This is a genomic window from Streptomyces sp. URMC 129 (assembly GCF_051386415.1).
Lineage (GTDB): Bacteria > Actinomycetota > Actinomycetes > Streptomycetales > Streptomycetaceae > Streptomyces.
In genome coordinates this window covers 17,517-32,212 of sequence record NZ_JBPQTQ010000065.1, presented here as the reverse complement: position 1 = coordinate 32,212, position 14,696 = coordinate 17,517, and the positions used below count along the sequence as shown (strand labels likewise).

Genomic DNA, 14,696 nt, shown 5'->3' with positions numbered 1-14,696 from the left:
CCGTCCCCGGCGAGCCACGTCCCGGCGGCGGCCCCGCCGAGCAGTCCGGCGCCGAGCACGAGGCAGACCACCGCGCCCTCACCGCCCGGGCCACCTCGGCCAGCCCCTCGACCCGCCTCGTCGGCGCGGTGGTCTGCCTCGTGCTCGGCGCCGGACTGCTCGGCGGGGCCGCCGCCGGGACGTGGCTCGCCGGGGACGGCGACGACCGCACGCCCGCGCAGGTCGCCTTCGACGAGGGCCGCGAGGTGTGGCGGGAGGTCCCCGTGGACGAGCTGTTCCCGCCCGAGATCACCGCCGAGAAGGCCGGGCCCGGCGGCGCCGACCGGCGCTGGCTGCGCGTCGCCGTCGCCCCCGACAGCGGCTGCGACGGGGCCTTCGACCCCCTGCTGACCGAGGTCCTCGCCCCCCTGGGCTGCCACCGCCTGGTCCGCGCCACGTACACCGACGACACCGGGACCAACGTGACCACGGTCGGGCTGCTCTTCACCGGGGCCGGCCCCGCCGCGATGACCGCCCTGAGCGAACGCCTCACCGGGGACGGCCTGGCCGCGCGGCCGGACCTGCTGCCCCGCACCCTCCCGGTGCCCGGCACCCCCGCCGAGGACTTCGGGGACGCCCAGCGCGGCTCCTGGACCATCGGGGTCGTCCCCGGACTGCCCGTCGTCGCCTACGCGGTCACCGGCTTCGCCGACGGCCGCGCCGTTCCCGAACCCGAGCCGGCCGCCGAGGCGACGGCCGACGGACACCACAGCACGATCGCGCTCGCCGGCCTCGGCCACGACGCCCAGGCCCTCGCGGACCAGGTGACGCGCGGCGTGCGCGTCGAGGCCGCCCGGCTGGCCCAGGAGCTCCGATGACCCCGCGCCGCGCACACCGCCCGCGCGCCCTGACCGCCGCCGTCGCCCTGGGAGCGCTGCTCGCCGCGGGCCCGCCGCTGGGGGCCGCGCCCGCGCACGCCGACTCCATACGCGACCAGCAGCAGTGGGCGCTCGACGCGATCAACGCCCCGGCCGCGTGGGAGACCACGCGCGGCGCCGGGGTGACGGTCGCCGTGCTGGACACCGGCGTCGACGCCTCCCACCCCGACCTGGCCGGCGCGGTGCTGGACGGCTGGGACTTCGTCGGCATGGGCGCCGAGCGCGGCGACCCCGAGTGGGCCGAGCACGGCACCGCGATGGCCGCCATCATCGCCGGGCGCGGACACGGCGCCGACCACGACGACGGCGTGCTGGGCGTCGCCCCCGAGGCGGAGATCCTGCCCGTCCGCGTGCTGCTGGAGGACGACGACCCGGACCGCGACGAGGCCCGTGAGACGCGCTCCGGCGCCCTCGCCGAGGGCATACGGTGGGCCGCCGACCAGGGCGCCGACGTCATCAACCTCTCGCTGGGCGACGACAGCGAGTCCGCACACCCCGACCCCGAGGAGGACGCGGCCGTCCGCTACGCGCTGTCCCGGGGCGCGGTGGTCGTCGCCTCCGCGGGGAACGGCGGCGAGAACGGCAACCCCGTCTCCTACCCGGCCGGTTACCCCGGCGTGATCGCGGTCACGGCCGTGGACCGCGGCGGCAGCCCCGCCGAGTTCTCCACCCGCCGCTGGTACGCCACCCTCAGCGCGCCGGGCAAGGACGTCATCGTGGCCGACCCCGACCGGGACTACTACACGGGCTGGGGCACCTCGGCCGCGGCGGCCTTCGTCTCCGGCTCGGCCGCGCTGCTGTGCGCCGCGTACCCCGACCTCTCCCCGGCCCAGGTGCGGCAGCTGCTGACGGAGACCGCGCAGAACCCGCCGGAGGGCGGGCGCGACGACGCCCTGGGCAGCGGCGTGGTCGACCCGGCGGCGGCACTGGAGGCGGCGGCGGAGCTGGCCGCCTCGGACGCGGCGCCTGCGGCGGAGAGCTACCCGGGGGACTATTTCGGTCCGGGGCCGCGCGCCGTCGAGTCCGGCGCGGGCGGCGCGGCGTGGCTCGCGCCCGTGGCGGGCGCGCTGGGCGTGCTGCTGCTCGGCGCCGCGGTGGCGCTGGTCGGCGGGACGGCCCGCCTGCGGCGGGGGATCAGACGCCCGGCCGCTGGGCGCCCGGGAGTCCCGTACTGACGGCCTCGACTGCCTCGACCGCCGCGACGGCGGCGGCCTCCACGGCGGCTATGCCGTCGGCCTGCGTGAGGTGGCCGTCGGAGAGAACGGCGATCAGGTACTCCTGGCCCCCCGAGGTGACGCGGCCGACGCTGTTGACGTCCCACAGGCCGGTCCGCGTCCGCGGCAGCCAGCCGTTCTTCAGCTCGAACTCCCCGTCGGCCGCCGCCGATATCCCCCACCGCTGGCCGGGCACCACCCCGGCCATCAGCTCCTGCACATAGGCCCGCGACGCGGGCTCCAGCGGCGAGTCGTCGCCGTAGACCGCCCGCAGCAGGGCTATCTGGTCCGCGCTCGTGGTCTGGGTCAGGCCCCAGTGGCCGTCAGCACCGCCGGTGGTCCCGGTCAGGCCGAGCCGTTCGTTGGCCGCCTCCAGACCCGCCGCGCCGCCTATGGACCGCCACAGCTCGTCGGCCGCCGCGTTGTCGCTGTTCCGGATCATGACCTCGGCGGCGCGCCGCTCCGCCGCGGTCAACTCCCGCCCCTCGTCCTGTGCCTGGAGCAGCAGGGCGGCGAGGATGTTCACCTTGGCGACGCTGGCCGTGTCGTACCGGTCGTCCCCGAACGCGGCGCTCGCGCCGGTCTCCAGCGAGACGACGGCGACGGACAGCCGGGTGTCGCCCCTGGCCACCAGCGGCGCGACGGCCTCGGCCAGCAGGGCGTTGGCGACGGACGGCGGCTGGAGGGAGTCCGGCGCGGCGCCGGCCCGTTCCCACACCGGCGGCAGACCCGGCGCCGTCGCGCCGGTCGCGTCCCGCGCGGACCCCGCGGCGTCGGACGGCAACGGGGACGGTCCCCTGTCCCCGGCGGCCAGAGCGGCCAACAGCGTGGTGGCGAGCGCCGTGTTCACGACCAGGGCGGGGCGGGACCGCCGCGGCAAACTCATGATCAGCACGTTATCTCTCCGTAGTGCCATAGTCATCGCCTGTTGAATGAAGAACACGTAACAGTCGGTGAGGAGAAGCACGTTCCGGGCGCGCCGTACCGCCAGGACGCGCGGGATACCCTCGACGGGTGGCGCTCAAGAACATCCCGCGGCCCGCCTTCGCGGACGACGACGGAACGGCGGATCCCGCGCTCGCGCGGGCGCTCGCGGAGTGGTCGCGCGACCCGGCGGCCGAGCCCCGGATCGTGGCGGCGCTCGCCGGCGCCCGGCTCCTCGTCCCCGTCGTCGCCGTCCTCGGCGAGGCGGACACCGGCCCGGACGGGCTGCGCCGCGAGAAGAGCAGCGACATGGCGGTGCTCACCCTGGCCCTGCCGGACGGCCGGCGCGCGCTGCCGGTCTTCACCGCCACCGCCACCCTGGCCCGCTGGCGCCCCGACGCGCGCCCGGTCGCGGTCACCACCGAGCAGGCGCTGCGCGCCGCCGTCCAGGAGAACGCGGGCGCCCTCGTCCTCGACGTGGCCGGGCCGGTCACCTACGAACTGGCCGGCACCGCCCTGCGGGCCGTCGCGGCCGGCGGCGACCCGGCCTCCCACCCGGCCGTGGTGCGGGCCGTGCGCGACCTGCTGCGGGCCGAGCCCGCGGTGACCGCCGCCCACCTCGTCCCCGGGGGCGAGGCCGACGGCACCCTGGCCCTGCTCCTCGACCCCGCCGCCGATGCCCAGGCCGCGGCCGGCCGCCTCGCCCGCGCCCTGGCCGCCGACGAAACGCTCCGCACCCACCTGGTCCGCGGCCTCACCCTGGCGGTGCTCCCGCCCACGACCGCCCTGCCCGGCACCCCGACCTACCGCCGCTGATCCCGCCGACGGGACGGGCCGCCCGCCACCCGAGCGGCGCGGTCCGGAGTGCGGGCCCCGCGCGGCTGGCGAAGACTGCGAGGCAAGTCACCCGTCAGGCACTGGAGGGCGCATGACCAGCGAGAGGCCCGCCGGCATCGACCTGCCCCCGCTCGCCGCGGAGGCGATCGGCACCCTGGTGCTCGTCTTCTTCGGCGTCGGCTCCGCCGTGCTGGCCGGCGAGTACATCGGCACCCTCGGCATCGCGCTCTGCTTCGCCTTCACGCTCCTGGCGCTCGCCCACGTCTTCGGGCCGCTCTCCGGCGCCCACGTCAACCCGGCCGTGACCCTCGGCACGCTGCTCGCCGGCCGGATGGACCCACGCACCGCCGGGCTGTACTGGGCGGCCCAGTTCGCCGGGGCCGTCGTCGGGGCCGCGCTGCTCTTCCTGGTGGCCCACCAGGTGCCCGGCCTGGAGACGAACGACGCCTTCGGCACCAACGGCTACGACGACCGCTCCGCCGTCGGCCTGTCCATCGGCGGCTCCTTCGTCACCGAGGCGATGCTGACGTTCCTGCTCGTCTTCGTGTTCCTGTCGGTGACCCGCGGGATCACCCTGCGCGGTCTGGACGGGGTGCCCTTCGGGCTGGCGCTGGGCGCCGTCAGCCTGATCGGTGTCCCGCTGACCGGCGCCTCGGTCAACCCGGCGCGCAGCCTCGGCCCGGCCCTCTTCGCGGGCGGGGACGCGCTGGCGCAGCTCTGGCTGTTCATCCTCGCGCCCCTGGTCGGCGCCGCGCTCGCGGTGCTGGTGCACCATGTCGTCCTGGCGCCGCCCGAGGTCAGCCGTGAACGGGACCGGTGAACTTCTCGCCCGGGCCCTCGCCCGGCGGGTCCGGCACCGGGGACGCCTCACGGAAGGCGAGTTGCAGGGACTTCAGGCCGTCCCGCAGGGGGGCCGCGTGGTAGGAGCCCACCTCGGTCGCGCCGGCTGTCACCAGCCCGGCCAGCGCCGTGATCAGCTTGCGGGCCTCGTCGAGGTCCTTGTGCCGTTCGCCGTCCTCGGCCAGCCCCAGGTTGACCGCGGCGGAACTCATCAAGTGCACCGCGACCGTGGTGATCAGCTCGACCGCGGGCACGTCCGCGATGTCCCTGGTCATGCCGCCGATGTCGTCACTCGTGTCGCTCATGGCGCCCAGACTATGCCGGGCGGGCGACCGGGTGACATCGCGGGTGGCGCCCGGCCGGCGCGCGGCGTGCGGCCTTGTGCGGCTGATGTACCATGGAAGACGACCGGCCGGACACCCATGTGCTCCGGCCCGCAAGTGGAGGGCTCCGCACTCCCACCTGATCGTCCCACGGGTCGGCAGGTCACTGGTCAGGCTGCGCCCCGTGGTGACACCGCGGCGGTGCTCCCGGTCTCGTGGAGCCCCGCCTGTGTGCCGTCCGGGGCGTTTTTTGACGCCGCCGTACGGCGGTCCACATGACCTATCCAGCGCGGCTGTCCGCCAGACATCCGCGCGGCGCAACCGAGGAGGCCCCATCAGCGCCGAACCCCGCATCAACGACCGGATCCGCGTCCCCGAGGTGCGACTCGTCGGTCCCAGTGGCGAGCAGGTCGGCATCGTGCCGCTTGCCAAGGCCCTGGAGCTCGCCCAGGAGTACGACCTGGACCTGGTGGAGGTCGCGGCCAACGCCCGCCCGCCGGTGTGCAAGCTCATGGACTACGGGAAGTTCAAGTACGAGTCGGCCATGAAGGCCCGTGAGGCGCGCAAGAATCAGGCGCACACGGTCATCAAGGAGATGAAGCTCCGGCCGAAGATCGATCCGCACGACTACGACACCAAGAAGGGTCATGTCGTCCGGTTCCTGAAGCAGGGGGACAAGGTCAAGATCACGATCATGTTCCGCGGCCGTGAGCAGTCCCGCCCCGAGCTGGGCTTCCGACTGCTCCAGCGGCTCGCCGAGGACGTCCAGGATCTGGGCTTTGTCGAGTCCAACCCCAAGCAGGACGGCCGGAACATGATCATGGTCCTCGGTCCGCACAAGAAGAAGACCGAGGCGATGGCGGAGGCACGGGAGGCGCAGGCCGCCCGGAAGGCCGAGCGTCAGCATCAGCAGGAAGCCGAGCGCCAGCAGGAAGCTGAGCGCCAGCAGGGGAGGGCCTCGGCCTGACGGCCGGACAGCCGCCCCCGCGGGCACAGGACAGCGAAGAGGACGAGGAGAGTACGGCGACATGCCGAAGAACAAGACGCACACCGGTGCCGGTAAGCGCTTCAGGATCACTGGCTCGGGCAAGGTGATGCGCCAGCGCGCCGGTCGCCGTCACTACCTGGAGCACAAGCCGTCGACGCTGACCCGTCGCCTCGCCGGCACCACGGAGACGGCTCCGGCCGACGCCAAGAGGATCAAGAAGCTTCTCGGCAAGTGACCCGGCCGCGACCGCCCGCCGCCCCCCGGCGGCGGTCGCCCGACAGCCGACCGGACCCCCATCCGTTCCGGGCCGCGTGACGACCCCGCGGCCCCGCAACAAGGAGTACAACACGTGGCACGCGTCAAGCGGGCAGTCAACGCCCACAAGAAGCGCAGGGCGATTCTCGAGCAGGCCAGCGGCTACCGCGGCCAGCGCTCCCGGCTGTACCGGAAGGCGAAGGAGCAGGTCACCCACTCCCTCGTCTACAACTACAACGACCGCAAGAAGCGCAAGGGCGACTTCCGGCAGCTCTGGATCCAGCGCATCAACGCCGCCGCCCGCGCCAACGGCGTCACCTACAACCGGTTCATCCAGGGCCTGAAGGCCGCCGAGATCGAGGTGGACCGCAAGATGCTCGCCGAGCTGGCGGTCAACGACCCGAACGCGTTCGCCGTGCTGGTCGAGACGGCCCAGAAGGCGCTGCCGAGCGACGTCAACGCGCCGAAGGCCGCCGCCTGAGCGACGTCCCCGACGTCCCGGCGCCCCCGGACCCGCAGGCCGACGTGCCTGCGGGTCCGGCGTTTCCCCCGCAGTCCGACGACCGCCGCCGCACGGAAGTGAGCCGTCCCCCATGGGCCCCGCCGCCGAGCTGACCTCCCCGCGCTCCCCGCGCGCCGTCGCCGCGAGGCGGCTGGCCCGCCGCAGCTTCCGGGGCAAGGAGCGCAGGTTCCTCGCCGAGGGGCCGCAGGCGGTGCGGGAGGCCGTCGCCCACCGCGCCGACGGACACGCCACCCTGACGGAGCTCTTCGCCACCCCGGAGGCCGCCGAGCGGCACGCCGAGGTCGTCGAGGCGGCGCACGCGGCGGGCGCCCGGGTCCACCTGGCCAGCCCGGAGATCGTCGCGGACCTCTCGCAGACCGTCACCCCGCAGGGCCTCGTCGGCGTCTGCCGCTTCCTCGACCGCCCGCTCGCCGAGATCCTCGCGGCCCGGCCCCGGCTGGTCGCCGTGCTCGCGCACGTCCGCGACCCCGGCAACGCCGGCACCGTACTGCGCTGCGCCGACGCCGCCGGCGCCGACGCCGTGGTGCTCACCGACGCCTCCGTCGACCTCTACAACCCCAAGGCGGTCCGCGCCTCCGCCGGGAGCCTCTTCCACCTGCCCGTGGCCGTCGGCGTCCCCGTCGAGCAGGCCGTCCACGGCCTCGCCGACGCCGGGGTACGGGTGCTGGCCGCCGACGGCGGCGGCGACCGCGACCTGGACGACGAGCTGGACGCCGGACGCATGGGCGGCCCCACCGCCTGGCTCTTCGGCAACGAGGCGTGGGGGCTGCCCGAGACGACCCGCGCGCTCACCGACGCGGTCGTCCGCGTGCCCCTGCACGGCCGGGCCGAGAGCCTGAATCTCGCCACGGCCGCCGCCGTGTGCCTCTACGCCTCGGCCCGCGCCCAGCGCGCCCCCGGCGGCTGCCGCGCGGCGCGGTGACCGCCCCCGCCGGGGCGCATCGCACCTGGCGAGTACGAGTAGGCTGACGCGCACTGGGAGAGGGGCGAACGGGATGGACACCGCATCCGGCGCCGGGGAGTTGGACCTCCGGCCCGATGATCTTCCCGACGGACTGGTGGTCGCCGACCAGCGCGGCCTGGTCACGTGCTTCAACGCCGAGGCCGCGCGGCTCACCGGGGGGGAACCGGACGCCGCGCTCGGCCGCCCCATCGAGGACGTGCTCCCGCTGGAGGACCTCGACGGCCGCCGCTGGTGGCGGATCACCGACCCGTACCACGGCCTGGCCACCCGCTCCGGCCAGCCCGAGCGCAACCTGCTGCTGCCCGGCGGCCGGGAGGTGCTGGTCTCCGCCCGCTACGTCCGCACCCGGCCCGGCGGGCCCGTCCGCCGCCTGGTCGTCACCCTGCGCGGCACCGACGCCAGGAAGCGCACCGAGCGCAGCAACGCCGAGCTGATCGCCACCGTCGCCCACGAGTTGCGCTCCCCGCTCACCTCCGTCAAGGGCTTCACGGCCACCATGCTCGACAAGTGGGAGCGCTTCACCGACGAGCAGAAGCGGCTCATGCTCCAGACCGTCGACGGCGACGCCGACCGCGTCACCCGCCTCATCACCGAACTGCTCGACGTCTCCCGCATCGACTCCGGCCGCCTGGAGATCCGCCGCCAGCCGGTCCGGCTGGACGAGGCCGTGCGCCGCCACGTGGAGGCGCTGGTCAACGGCGGCTGCCCGGCCGACCGCTTCGACCTGCGCGTCGCCGGCCCGCTGCCCGGCCTGTGGGCCGACCCCGACAAGATCGACCAGGTGCTGGTCAACCTCCTGGAAAACGCGGTGCGGCACGGCGCCGGAACCGTCACCATCGAGATGGACCGCGTACCGCCGGGCAGAACGCGACAGGAAGGCATGTCCGTGACCGTGAGCGACGAAGGCCCCGGCATCCCCGAGGAGGCGATGCACCGGGTCTTCACGCGTTTCTGGCGCGGCAGCGACCGCGGCGGCACGGGGCTCGGCCTCTACATCGTCAAGGGCATCGTCGAGGCCCACGGCGGCACGGTCACCGTCGGCAGGTCCGCGGGGGGCGGCGCCCGGTTCCGATTTATCCTGCCCGCGGGCACCCCGGCGTTCCTCTCCTGACGCCGCCCGGCAGGTCCCGCGGGCTCCCACCGCGTACGTTCAGCCATGTGCGCCCCCGTAGACTCGGTCCCGGGCACCCCGGGGCGCGCAGCGGGGCGCAAGCCAATCGGAAGCACGGGAAGAGATGTCGGCACCCAACAAGTCGTACGACCCTGTCGAGGTCGAGGCACTGAAACCGGAAGAGATCGACCGCGTGCGGAACGAGGCGCTCGCGGCGATCGCCGCCGCGGACAGCCTCGACGCGCTGCGCGAGGTCAAGGTCGCGCACGCCGGCGACCGGTCCCCCCTCGCCCTGGCCAACCGCGAGATCGGCGCCCTGCCGCCGCACGCCAAGGCGGACGCGGGCAAGCGGGTCGGCCAGGCCAGGGGCGCGGTCAGCAAGGCGCTCGCGGCCCGCCAGGAGGAGCTGGAGGCGGAGCGCGACGAGCGTGTCCTGGTCGAGGAGGCGGTGGACGTCACCCTGCCGCACGACCGGATCCCGCCCGGCGCCCGCCACCCGCTGACCACCCTGTCCGAGCGGATCGAGGACATCTTCGTGGCCATGGGCTACGAGGTCGCCGAGGGCCCCGAGGTCGAGGCCGAGTGGTTCAACTTCGACGCGCTCAACCTGGGCCCGGACCACCCGGCCCGCTCCACCCACGACACGTTCTTCGTCGAGGGCGCCCAGGGCGGGGCCGCGGAGGCCGAGCTGGTGCTGCGCACGCACACCTCCCCGGTGCAGATCCGGTCGATGCTGGAGCGCACCCCGCCCATCTACGTCGTCTGTCCCGGCCGCGTGTACCGCACCGACGAACTGGACGCCACCCACACGCCCGTCTTCAGCCAGGTCGAGCTGCTCGCCGTGGACGAGGGACTGACCATGGCCGACCTCAAGGGCACCCTCGACCACATGGTCCAGGCGCTGTTCGGCGGCGAGGGCATGCGGACCCGGCTGCGCCCCGACTACTTCCCGTTCACCGAGCCGTCCGCCGAGATGGACATGGTCTGCTTCCGCTGCCGCGGCGAGTCCGTGGGGAACCCGGACCGGCCCTGCCGGACCTGTTCCAGCGAGGGCTGGATCGAGCTGGGCGGCTGCGGCATGGTCAACCCCCGGGTGCTCGTGGCGTGCGGCATCGACCCCGCGAAGTACAGCGGATTCGCGTTCGGCTTCGGCATCGAGCGGATGCTGATGTTCCGTCACAACGTCGAGGACATGCGAGACATGATCGAGGGTGACGTGCGGTTCACCCGGCCGTTCGGGATGGAGATCTGATGCGCGTCCCGCTTTCCTGGCTGCGCGAATACGTCGACCTGCCTGCCGAAGTGACGGGCCGTGAGGTGGCGACCCGGCTGATCGCCGCCGGCCTGGAGGTCGAGACCGTCGAGCGGCTCGGCGCCGACATCACCGGGCCTCTCGTGGTCGGCAAGGTTCTGGCGATCGAGGAGCTGACCGGGTTCAAGAAGCCCATCCGGTACTGCCAGGTGGACGTCGGCGCCGCCAACGGCACCGGCGAGCCGCAGAACGTCATCTGCGGCGCGACCAACTTCCGCGTCGGCGACAAGGTCGTCGTCGTGCTGCCCGGCGGCGTCCTGCCCGGCGGCTTCGCGATCTCCGCGCGGCCGACCTACGGCAAGGTGTCCGAGGGCATGATCTGCTCGGCGCGCGAGCTGGGCATCGGTGACGACCACGGCGGCATCATCGTGCTGCCGCCCGAGCACGAGGCCGGCACCGACGCCATCGAGCTGCTCGAACTGGTCGACGAGGTGCTGGACATCGCCGTCAACCCCGACCGCGGGTACTGCCTGTCGCTGCGCGGCGTGGCGCGCGAGACCGCGACCGCCTTCGGGCTGCCGCTGCGCGACCCGGCGCTGCTCGACGTGCCCGCGGCCACCGCGGACGGCTTCCCCGTCGAGGTCGCGGACCCGGCGGCCTGCGACCGTTTCGTGGCCAGGACCGTCACCGGGCTGCGGCCCGAGGCGCACTCCCCGATCTGGCTCCAGCGGCGGCTGCAGAAGGCCGGCATGCGGCCGATCTCGCTCGCCGTCGACATCACCAACTACGTGATGCTGGAGATCGGCCAGCCGCTGCACGCGTACGACCGGTCCCGGCTGACCGGTCCCCTCGGGGTCCGGCGCGCCGAGCCGGGCGAGAAGCTGACCACCCTCGACGGCGTGCAGCGGGCCCTCGACCCCGAGGACCTGCTGATCACCGACAGCGGCGGGCCCGTCGGCCTGGCCGGGGTGATGGGCGGCGCCGACACGGAGATCGCGGACGCCGCCGAGGAGCCCGGGGCGGGCGTCACCGGCGGCACCACCGAGATCGTCGTCGAGGCGGCACACTTCGACCCGGTGACCGTGGCCCGCGCCGCCCGCCGGCACAAGCTGCACAGCGAGGCGGCCCGCCGCTTCGAGCGGGGCGTCGACCCGGAGGCCGCCGCCGCGGCGGCGCAGCGCGCGGTCGACCTGCTGGTGCTGCTCGGCGGCGGCACCGCCGACCCGGGCGTCACCGAGGTCACGGCCCCCGTCGCCCCGCGCGTCATCGTCATCCCGGCCGACCACCCCGACCGGGTGGCGGGCGTGGTGTACGGACGCGAGACGGTGGTGCGGCGGCTGCAGGAGATCGGCTGCGCCGTCACCGGCACCGACGAGCTGACCGTCACCCCGCCGAGCTGGCGCCCCGACCTGGCCGAGCCCAACGACCTGGCCGAGGAGGTCATCCGGCTGGAGGGCTACGAGGCGCTGCCGTCCACGCTCCCGCGCCCGCCGGCCGGGCGCGGGCTGACCGGGCGGCAGCGGCTGCACCGGCGGGTGGGCCGCGCCCTGGCCGGCGCGGGATATGTCGAGGCGCCCACCTACCCGTTCGTCGGGCGGGCCGCCCTCGACGGTCTCGGCCTCCCGGCCGACGACGACCGCCGCCGCACGGTGCGCCTGGTCAACCCGCTCTCCGACGAGGAGCCCTCGCTGCGCACGACGCTGCTGCCGGGGCTGCTGGAGGCGCTGCGCCGCAACCACGGGCGCGGCGCCGGGGACATCGCCCTCTTCGAGACCGGTCTGGTCTTCCGCCCCACCGGCGAGGAGGAGGCCCCGGTGCGGCTGCCGGTCACCGGCCGCCCGACCGACGAGGAGATCGCGCGGCTCAACGCGTCGCTGCCCCGGCAGCCGCGCCGGGTCGCCGTCGCCCTCGCGGGGAACCGCGAGCAGGCGGGCTGGTGGGGCCCCGGCCGCCCGGCCGACTGGGCGGACGCCGTGGAGGCGGCCCGCACGGTTGCGTCGGCGGCGGGCGTGGAGCTGACGATCGAGAACGACCGGCACGCCCCGTGGCACCCGGGACGCTGCGCGGCGCTGTACGCGGTGGTGGACGACGTGAAGACGCTCGTCGGGCACGCCGGCGAGCTGCACCCGCGCGTCGTCAAGGCGCTCGGCCTGCCGGCCCGGACGTGTGCGATGGAGGCCGATCTCGACCTGCTGGAGCGGGCGGGCGCGGGACCGGTGAGCGCGCCGCGGATCTCGTCGTTCCCGGTGGCCACGCAGGACGTCGCCCTCGTCGTGGACGCGTCGGTCCCGGCGGCCGAGGTGGAGGCCGCGCTGCGCTCGGGAGCCGGGGAACTGCTGGAGTCGCTGCGGCTGTTCGACGTCTTCACCGGGGAGCAGCTCGGCGCGGGACGGAAGTCACTGGCGTACGCGCTGCGGTTCCGGGCCCCCGACCGCACCCTGACCGCCGAGGAGGCGTCGGCCGCCCGTGAGGCGGCGGTCGCCGCCGCGGTCGCGCACACCGGCGCGACGCTGCGCGGCGCGTAGCCGCCCTTCCGGGCCCGGCCGCCCGACCGCCGTCCCGCCCCGCCGACCGCGCGCCCGCGCCCGGGCGGGGGGGCGGACGCGCGTCCGGTGCCGGGCGGGTCAGCGCGCGGCGGGCAGGGCGGCGGCCCCGGCCGGGGTGGTCAGGGGGAACAGCAGGTCGCCGTGGCGGGCCAGCCGGGGTGGGACGTCGTTCAGGTGGAAGTCCAGCTCCGACGGGTCCGCGCACGCCTCGATCTCCTCCCACGTCACCGGCGCCGAGACCGTGGGCCGGGCGCGGGCGCGGACCGTGTAGGGCGTGGCCGTGGTCTTGCGGGCCGCGTTCTGGCTGTGGTCGATGAACACCCGGCCCGGCCGCAGACGGCGGGCCATCGCCGCGATCGCCAGGCCGGGCAGCGCTGCCGCCGCCTCGGTGGCCAGGGCCTTCGCGTACGCCGAGGCGTCCGCCGACGGCGCGGGCCGCAGCGCGCACAGCAGGTGCAGGCCCTTGGAGCCCGAGGTCTTCGCGTACGCCCTCAGGCCGTCGGCCGCCAGCCGGTCCCGCAGCCAGCGCGCCACCGTGCAGCAGTCCACGATGGTGGCGGGCGCCCCCGGGTCGAGGTCGAACACCAGCCGGTCCGCCATCCCGGGATCGGCGGCGCGCCACTGCGGGGTGTGGAACTCCACCACCAGGTTCGCCGCCCACGCCAGGGCCGCCAGGTCCTCGACGACCACCTGCCGCATCGTGCCGCCGCCCGAGCGGGGCACCTCCGCCGTCCTCACCCACTCGGGGGTGCCCGGCGGGACGTTCTTCGCGAAGAAGGTCTCGCCCTCCGGTCCGTCCGGGTAGCGCAGGAAGCTCAGCGGCCGGTCCCGCAGGTGGGGCAGGAGGGCGGCGCCGTTGGCGGCGTAGTAGTGGAGCAGCTCGCCCTTGGTCGTGCCGTCCGGGTAGAGGACCTTCTCCAGATTCGACAGCGTCAGACGACGCCCCTCCACGGTGACCACAGGCATACCCTGAGACTGGCACGAAAGGGGCAGATGATGCGAACGATATGGAAGGGCGTCATATCCTTTGGTCTGGTCACCATCCCCATCAAGGTCGTCGGCGCGACCGAGAACCACGCCGTCTCCTTCCGGCAGATCCACACCGCCGACGACGGGAAGATCCGCTACCGCAAGGTGTGCGAGCTGGACGGCGAGGAGCTGTCCGGGGACCAGATCGGCAAGGGGTACGAGACGGCGGACGGCACCGTCGTCCAGCTCACCGACGAGGACCTCGCCGCCCTGCCGCTGCCCACCGCCAGGACCGTCGACATCCTCGGCTTCGTGCCGGTGTCCAGCATCGACCCGTACCAGCTCGACCGCTCCTACTACCTGACCGCCGACACGGGCGCCGCCAAGCCGTACGTGCTGCTGCGCGAGGCGCTGCGGCGCGCGGACAAGGGCGCCATCGCCAAGCTCGCGATGCGCGGGCGCGAGACCCTCGCCCTGGTCCGCGCCCTGGAGGACGAGGACGTGCTCGGCATGCACACGCTGCTGTGGCCCGACGAGATCCGCCCCGCCGCCGGGCTGGCGCCCGCCGAGAAGGTCACCGTGCGGGACGCCGAACTGGATCTCGCCTACACCCTGATGGACACGCTCGGCGCGGTGGACATGTCCGAGCTGCACGACGAGTACCGGGAAGCCGTGGAGGCCCTGGTGGACGCCAAGCTCTCCGGGGCCGCGCCGGAACGGCCGGGGGAGGCCGTCCCGGTCGGCGGGAAGGTGGTGGACCTGATGGCGGCCCTGGAGGACAGCGTCCGCAGCGCCCGGCAGACGCGGGGCGAGGCCGGGGAGGGCGAGGAGGCCACCGTCACGCCGATCAAGAAGACGGCCGGGAAGGCGCCCCCGAAGAAGGCGCCCGCGAAGAAAGCCCCGGCGAAGAAGGCCGCCGCCGGGAAGACGGCGGCGGCGAAGAAGACGGCCGAGAAGAAGCCCGCGGAGGGGAAGACGGCGGCGAAGAAGAAGACGGCCGGCCGCAAGCGGGCGTCCTGACGAGCCGGACGAC

The 14,696-nt window shown here is 74.8% G+C and carries 15 protein-coding genes; 12 read left to right on the top strand and 3 right to left on the bottom strand.

All coding sequences use genetic code 11. From position 1 onward, the window contains the following. A partial coding sequence (locus tag ACSNOC_RS15360; RefSeq protein ID WP_436747986.1) for a hypothetical protein occupies positions 1-857 on the top strand: 857 nt, incomplete at its 5' end. Next, complete coding sequence (gene mycP, locus ACSNOC_RS15355; RefSeq protein WP_436747985.1) at positions 854-2,092, top strand: type VII secretion-associated serine protease mycosin; 1,239 nt, start codon at positions 854-856, stop codon at positions 2,090-2,092. The genes ACSNOC_RS15360 and mycP, both read left to right, overlap by 4 nt. Here the strand turns inward: mycP and ACSNOC_RS15350 are convergent. Continuing rightward, a complete protein-coding gene (locus tag ACSNOC_RS15350; RefSeq protein ID WP_436747984.1) occupies positions 2,052-3,017 on the bottom strand; it encodes a serine hydrolase in 966 nt (321 codons plus the stop codon). The genes mycP and ACSNOC_RS15350 overlap by 41 nt on opposite strands. A 128-nt stretch (positions 3,018-3,145) precedes the next feature. On the opposite strand from ACSNOC_RS15350, the gene ACSNOC_RS15345 reads away from it, so the two are divergent. Then, a complete protein-coding gene (locus ACSNOC_RS15345; RefSeq protein WP_436747983.1) occupies positions 3,146-3,871 on the top strand; it encodes an SseB family protein in 726 nt (241 codons plus the stop codon). A gap of 112 nt (positions 3,872-3,983) precedes the next feature. Continuing rightward, positions 3,984-4,712, top strand: coding sequence for an MIP/aquaporin family protein (locus ACSNOC_RS15340; protein WP_436747982.1), 729 nt, complete (start codon positions 3,984-3,986; stop codon positions 4,710-4,712). On the opposite strand, the gene ACSNOC_RS15335 is transcribed toward ACSNOC_RS15340, so the two are convergent. Continuing rightward, on the bottom strand, positions 4,690-5,037 hold the full coding sequence (locus ACSNOC_RS15335; protein WP_436747981.1) for a DUF1844 domain-containing protein: 348 nt from the start codon (positions 5,035-5,037) through the stop codon (positions 4,690-4,692). The genes ACSNOC_RS15340 and ACSNOC_RS15335 overlap by 23 nt on opposite strands. A 352-nt stretch (positions 5,038-5,389) precedes the next feature. On the opposite strand from ACSNOC_RS15335, the gene infC reads away from it, so the two are divergent. The 7 genes from infC to pheT all read left to right on the top strand — a co-directional run bounded on the left by infC (position 5,390) and on the right by pheT (position 12,673). Continuing rightward, on the top strand, positions 5,390-6,022 hold the full coding sequence (gene infC / locus ACSNOC_RS15330) for a translation initiation factor IF-3 (RefSeq protein WP_436747989.1): 633 nt from the start codon (positions 5,390-5,392) through the stop codon (positions 6,020-6,022). 61 nt (positions 6,023-6,083) lie between these two features. After that, complete coding sequence (gene rpmI / locus ACSNOC_RS15325) at positions 6,084-6,278, top strand: 50S ribosomal protein L35 (RefSeq protein ID WP_436747980.1); 195 nt, start codon at positions 6,084-6,086, stop codon at positions 6,276-6,278. A gap of 114 nt (positions 6,279-6,392) precedes the next feature. Beyond that, positions 6,393-6,779 (top strand): 50S ribosomal protein L20, encoded by a 387-nt coding sequence (gene rplT, locus ACSNOC_RS15320; RefSeq protein ID WP_059008507.1) that lies wholly within the window; start codon positions 6,393-6,395, stop codon positions 6,777-6,779. Positions 6,780-6,891: 112 nt separating this feature from the next. Next, on the top strand, positions 6,892-7,743 hold the full coding sequence (locus ACSNOC_RS15315) for a TrmH family RNA methyltransferase (RefSeq protein ID WP_436747979.1): 852 nt from the start codon (positions 6,892-6,894) through the stop codon (positions 7,741-7,743). Between the two features lie 73 nt (positions 7,744-7,816). After that, the gene (locus ACSNOC_RS15310) at positions 7,817-8,896 is read left to right on the top strand and encodes an ATP-binding protein (RefSeq protein WP_436747978.1); all 1,080 of its coding nucleotides are present in this window, start codon (positions 7,817-7,819) and stop codon (positions 8,894-8,896) included. A 124-nt stretch (positions 8,897-9,020) separates the two neighbouring features. Then, on the top strand, positions 9,021-10,148 hold the full coding sequence (gene pheS / locus ACSNOC_RS15305; protein ID WP_436747977.1) for a phenylalanine--tRNA ligase subunit alpha: 1,128 nt from the start codon (positions 9,021-9,023) through the stop codon (positions 10,146-10,148). Then, a complete protein-coding gene (pheT, locus tag ACSNOC_RS15300; protein WP_436747976.1) occupies positions 10,148-12,673 on the top strand; it encodes a phenylalanine--tRNA ligase subunit beta in 2,526 nt (841 codons plus the stop codon). Before pheS ends, pheT begins: the two co-directional genes overlap by 1 nt. 99 nt (positions 12,674-12,772) lie before the next feature. On the opposite strand, the gene ligD is transcribed toward pheT, so the two are convergent. Further along, positions 12,773-13,660, bottom strand: coding sequence for a non-homologous end-joining DNA ligase (ligD, locus tag ACSNOC_RS15295; RefSeq protein ID WP_436747975.1), 888 nt, complete (start codon positions 13,658-13,660; stop codon positions 12,773-12,775). Between the two features lie 30 nt (positions 13,661-13,690). Here ligD and ACSNOC_RS15290 point away from each other — a divergent pair, with 30 nt between their 5' ends. Then, on the top strand, positions 13,691-14,683 hold the full coding sequence (locus ACSNOC_RS15290) for a Ku protein (RefSeq protein WP_436747988.1): 993 nt from the start codon (positions 13,691-13,693) through the stop codon (positions 14,681-14,683). Positions 14,684-14,696 lie beyond the last annotated feature (13 nt).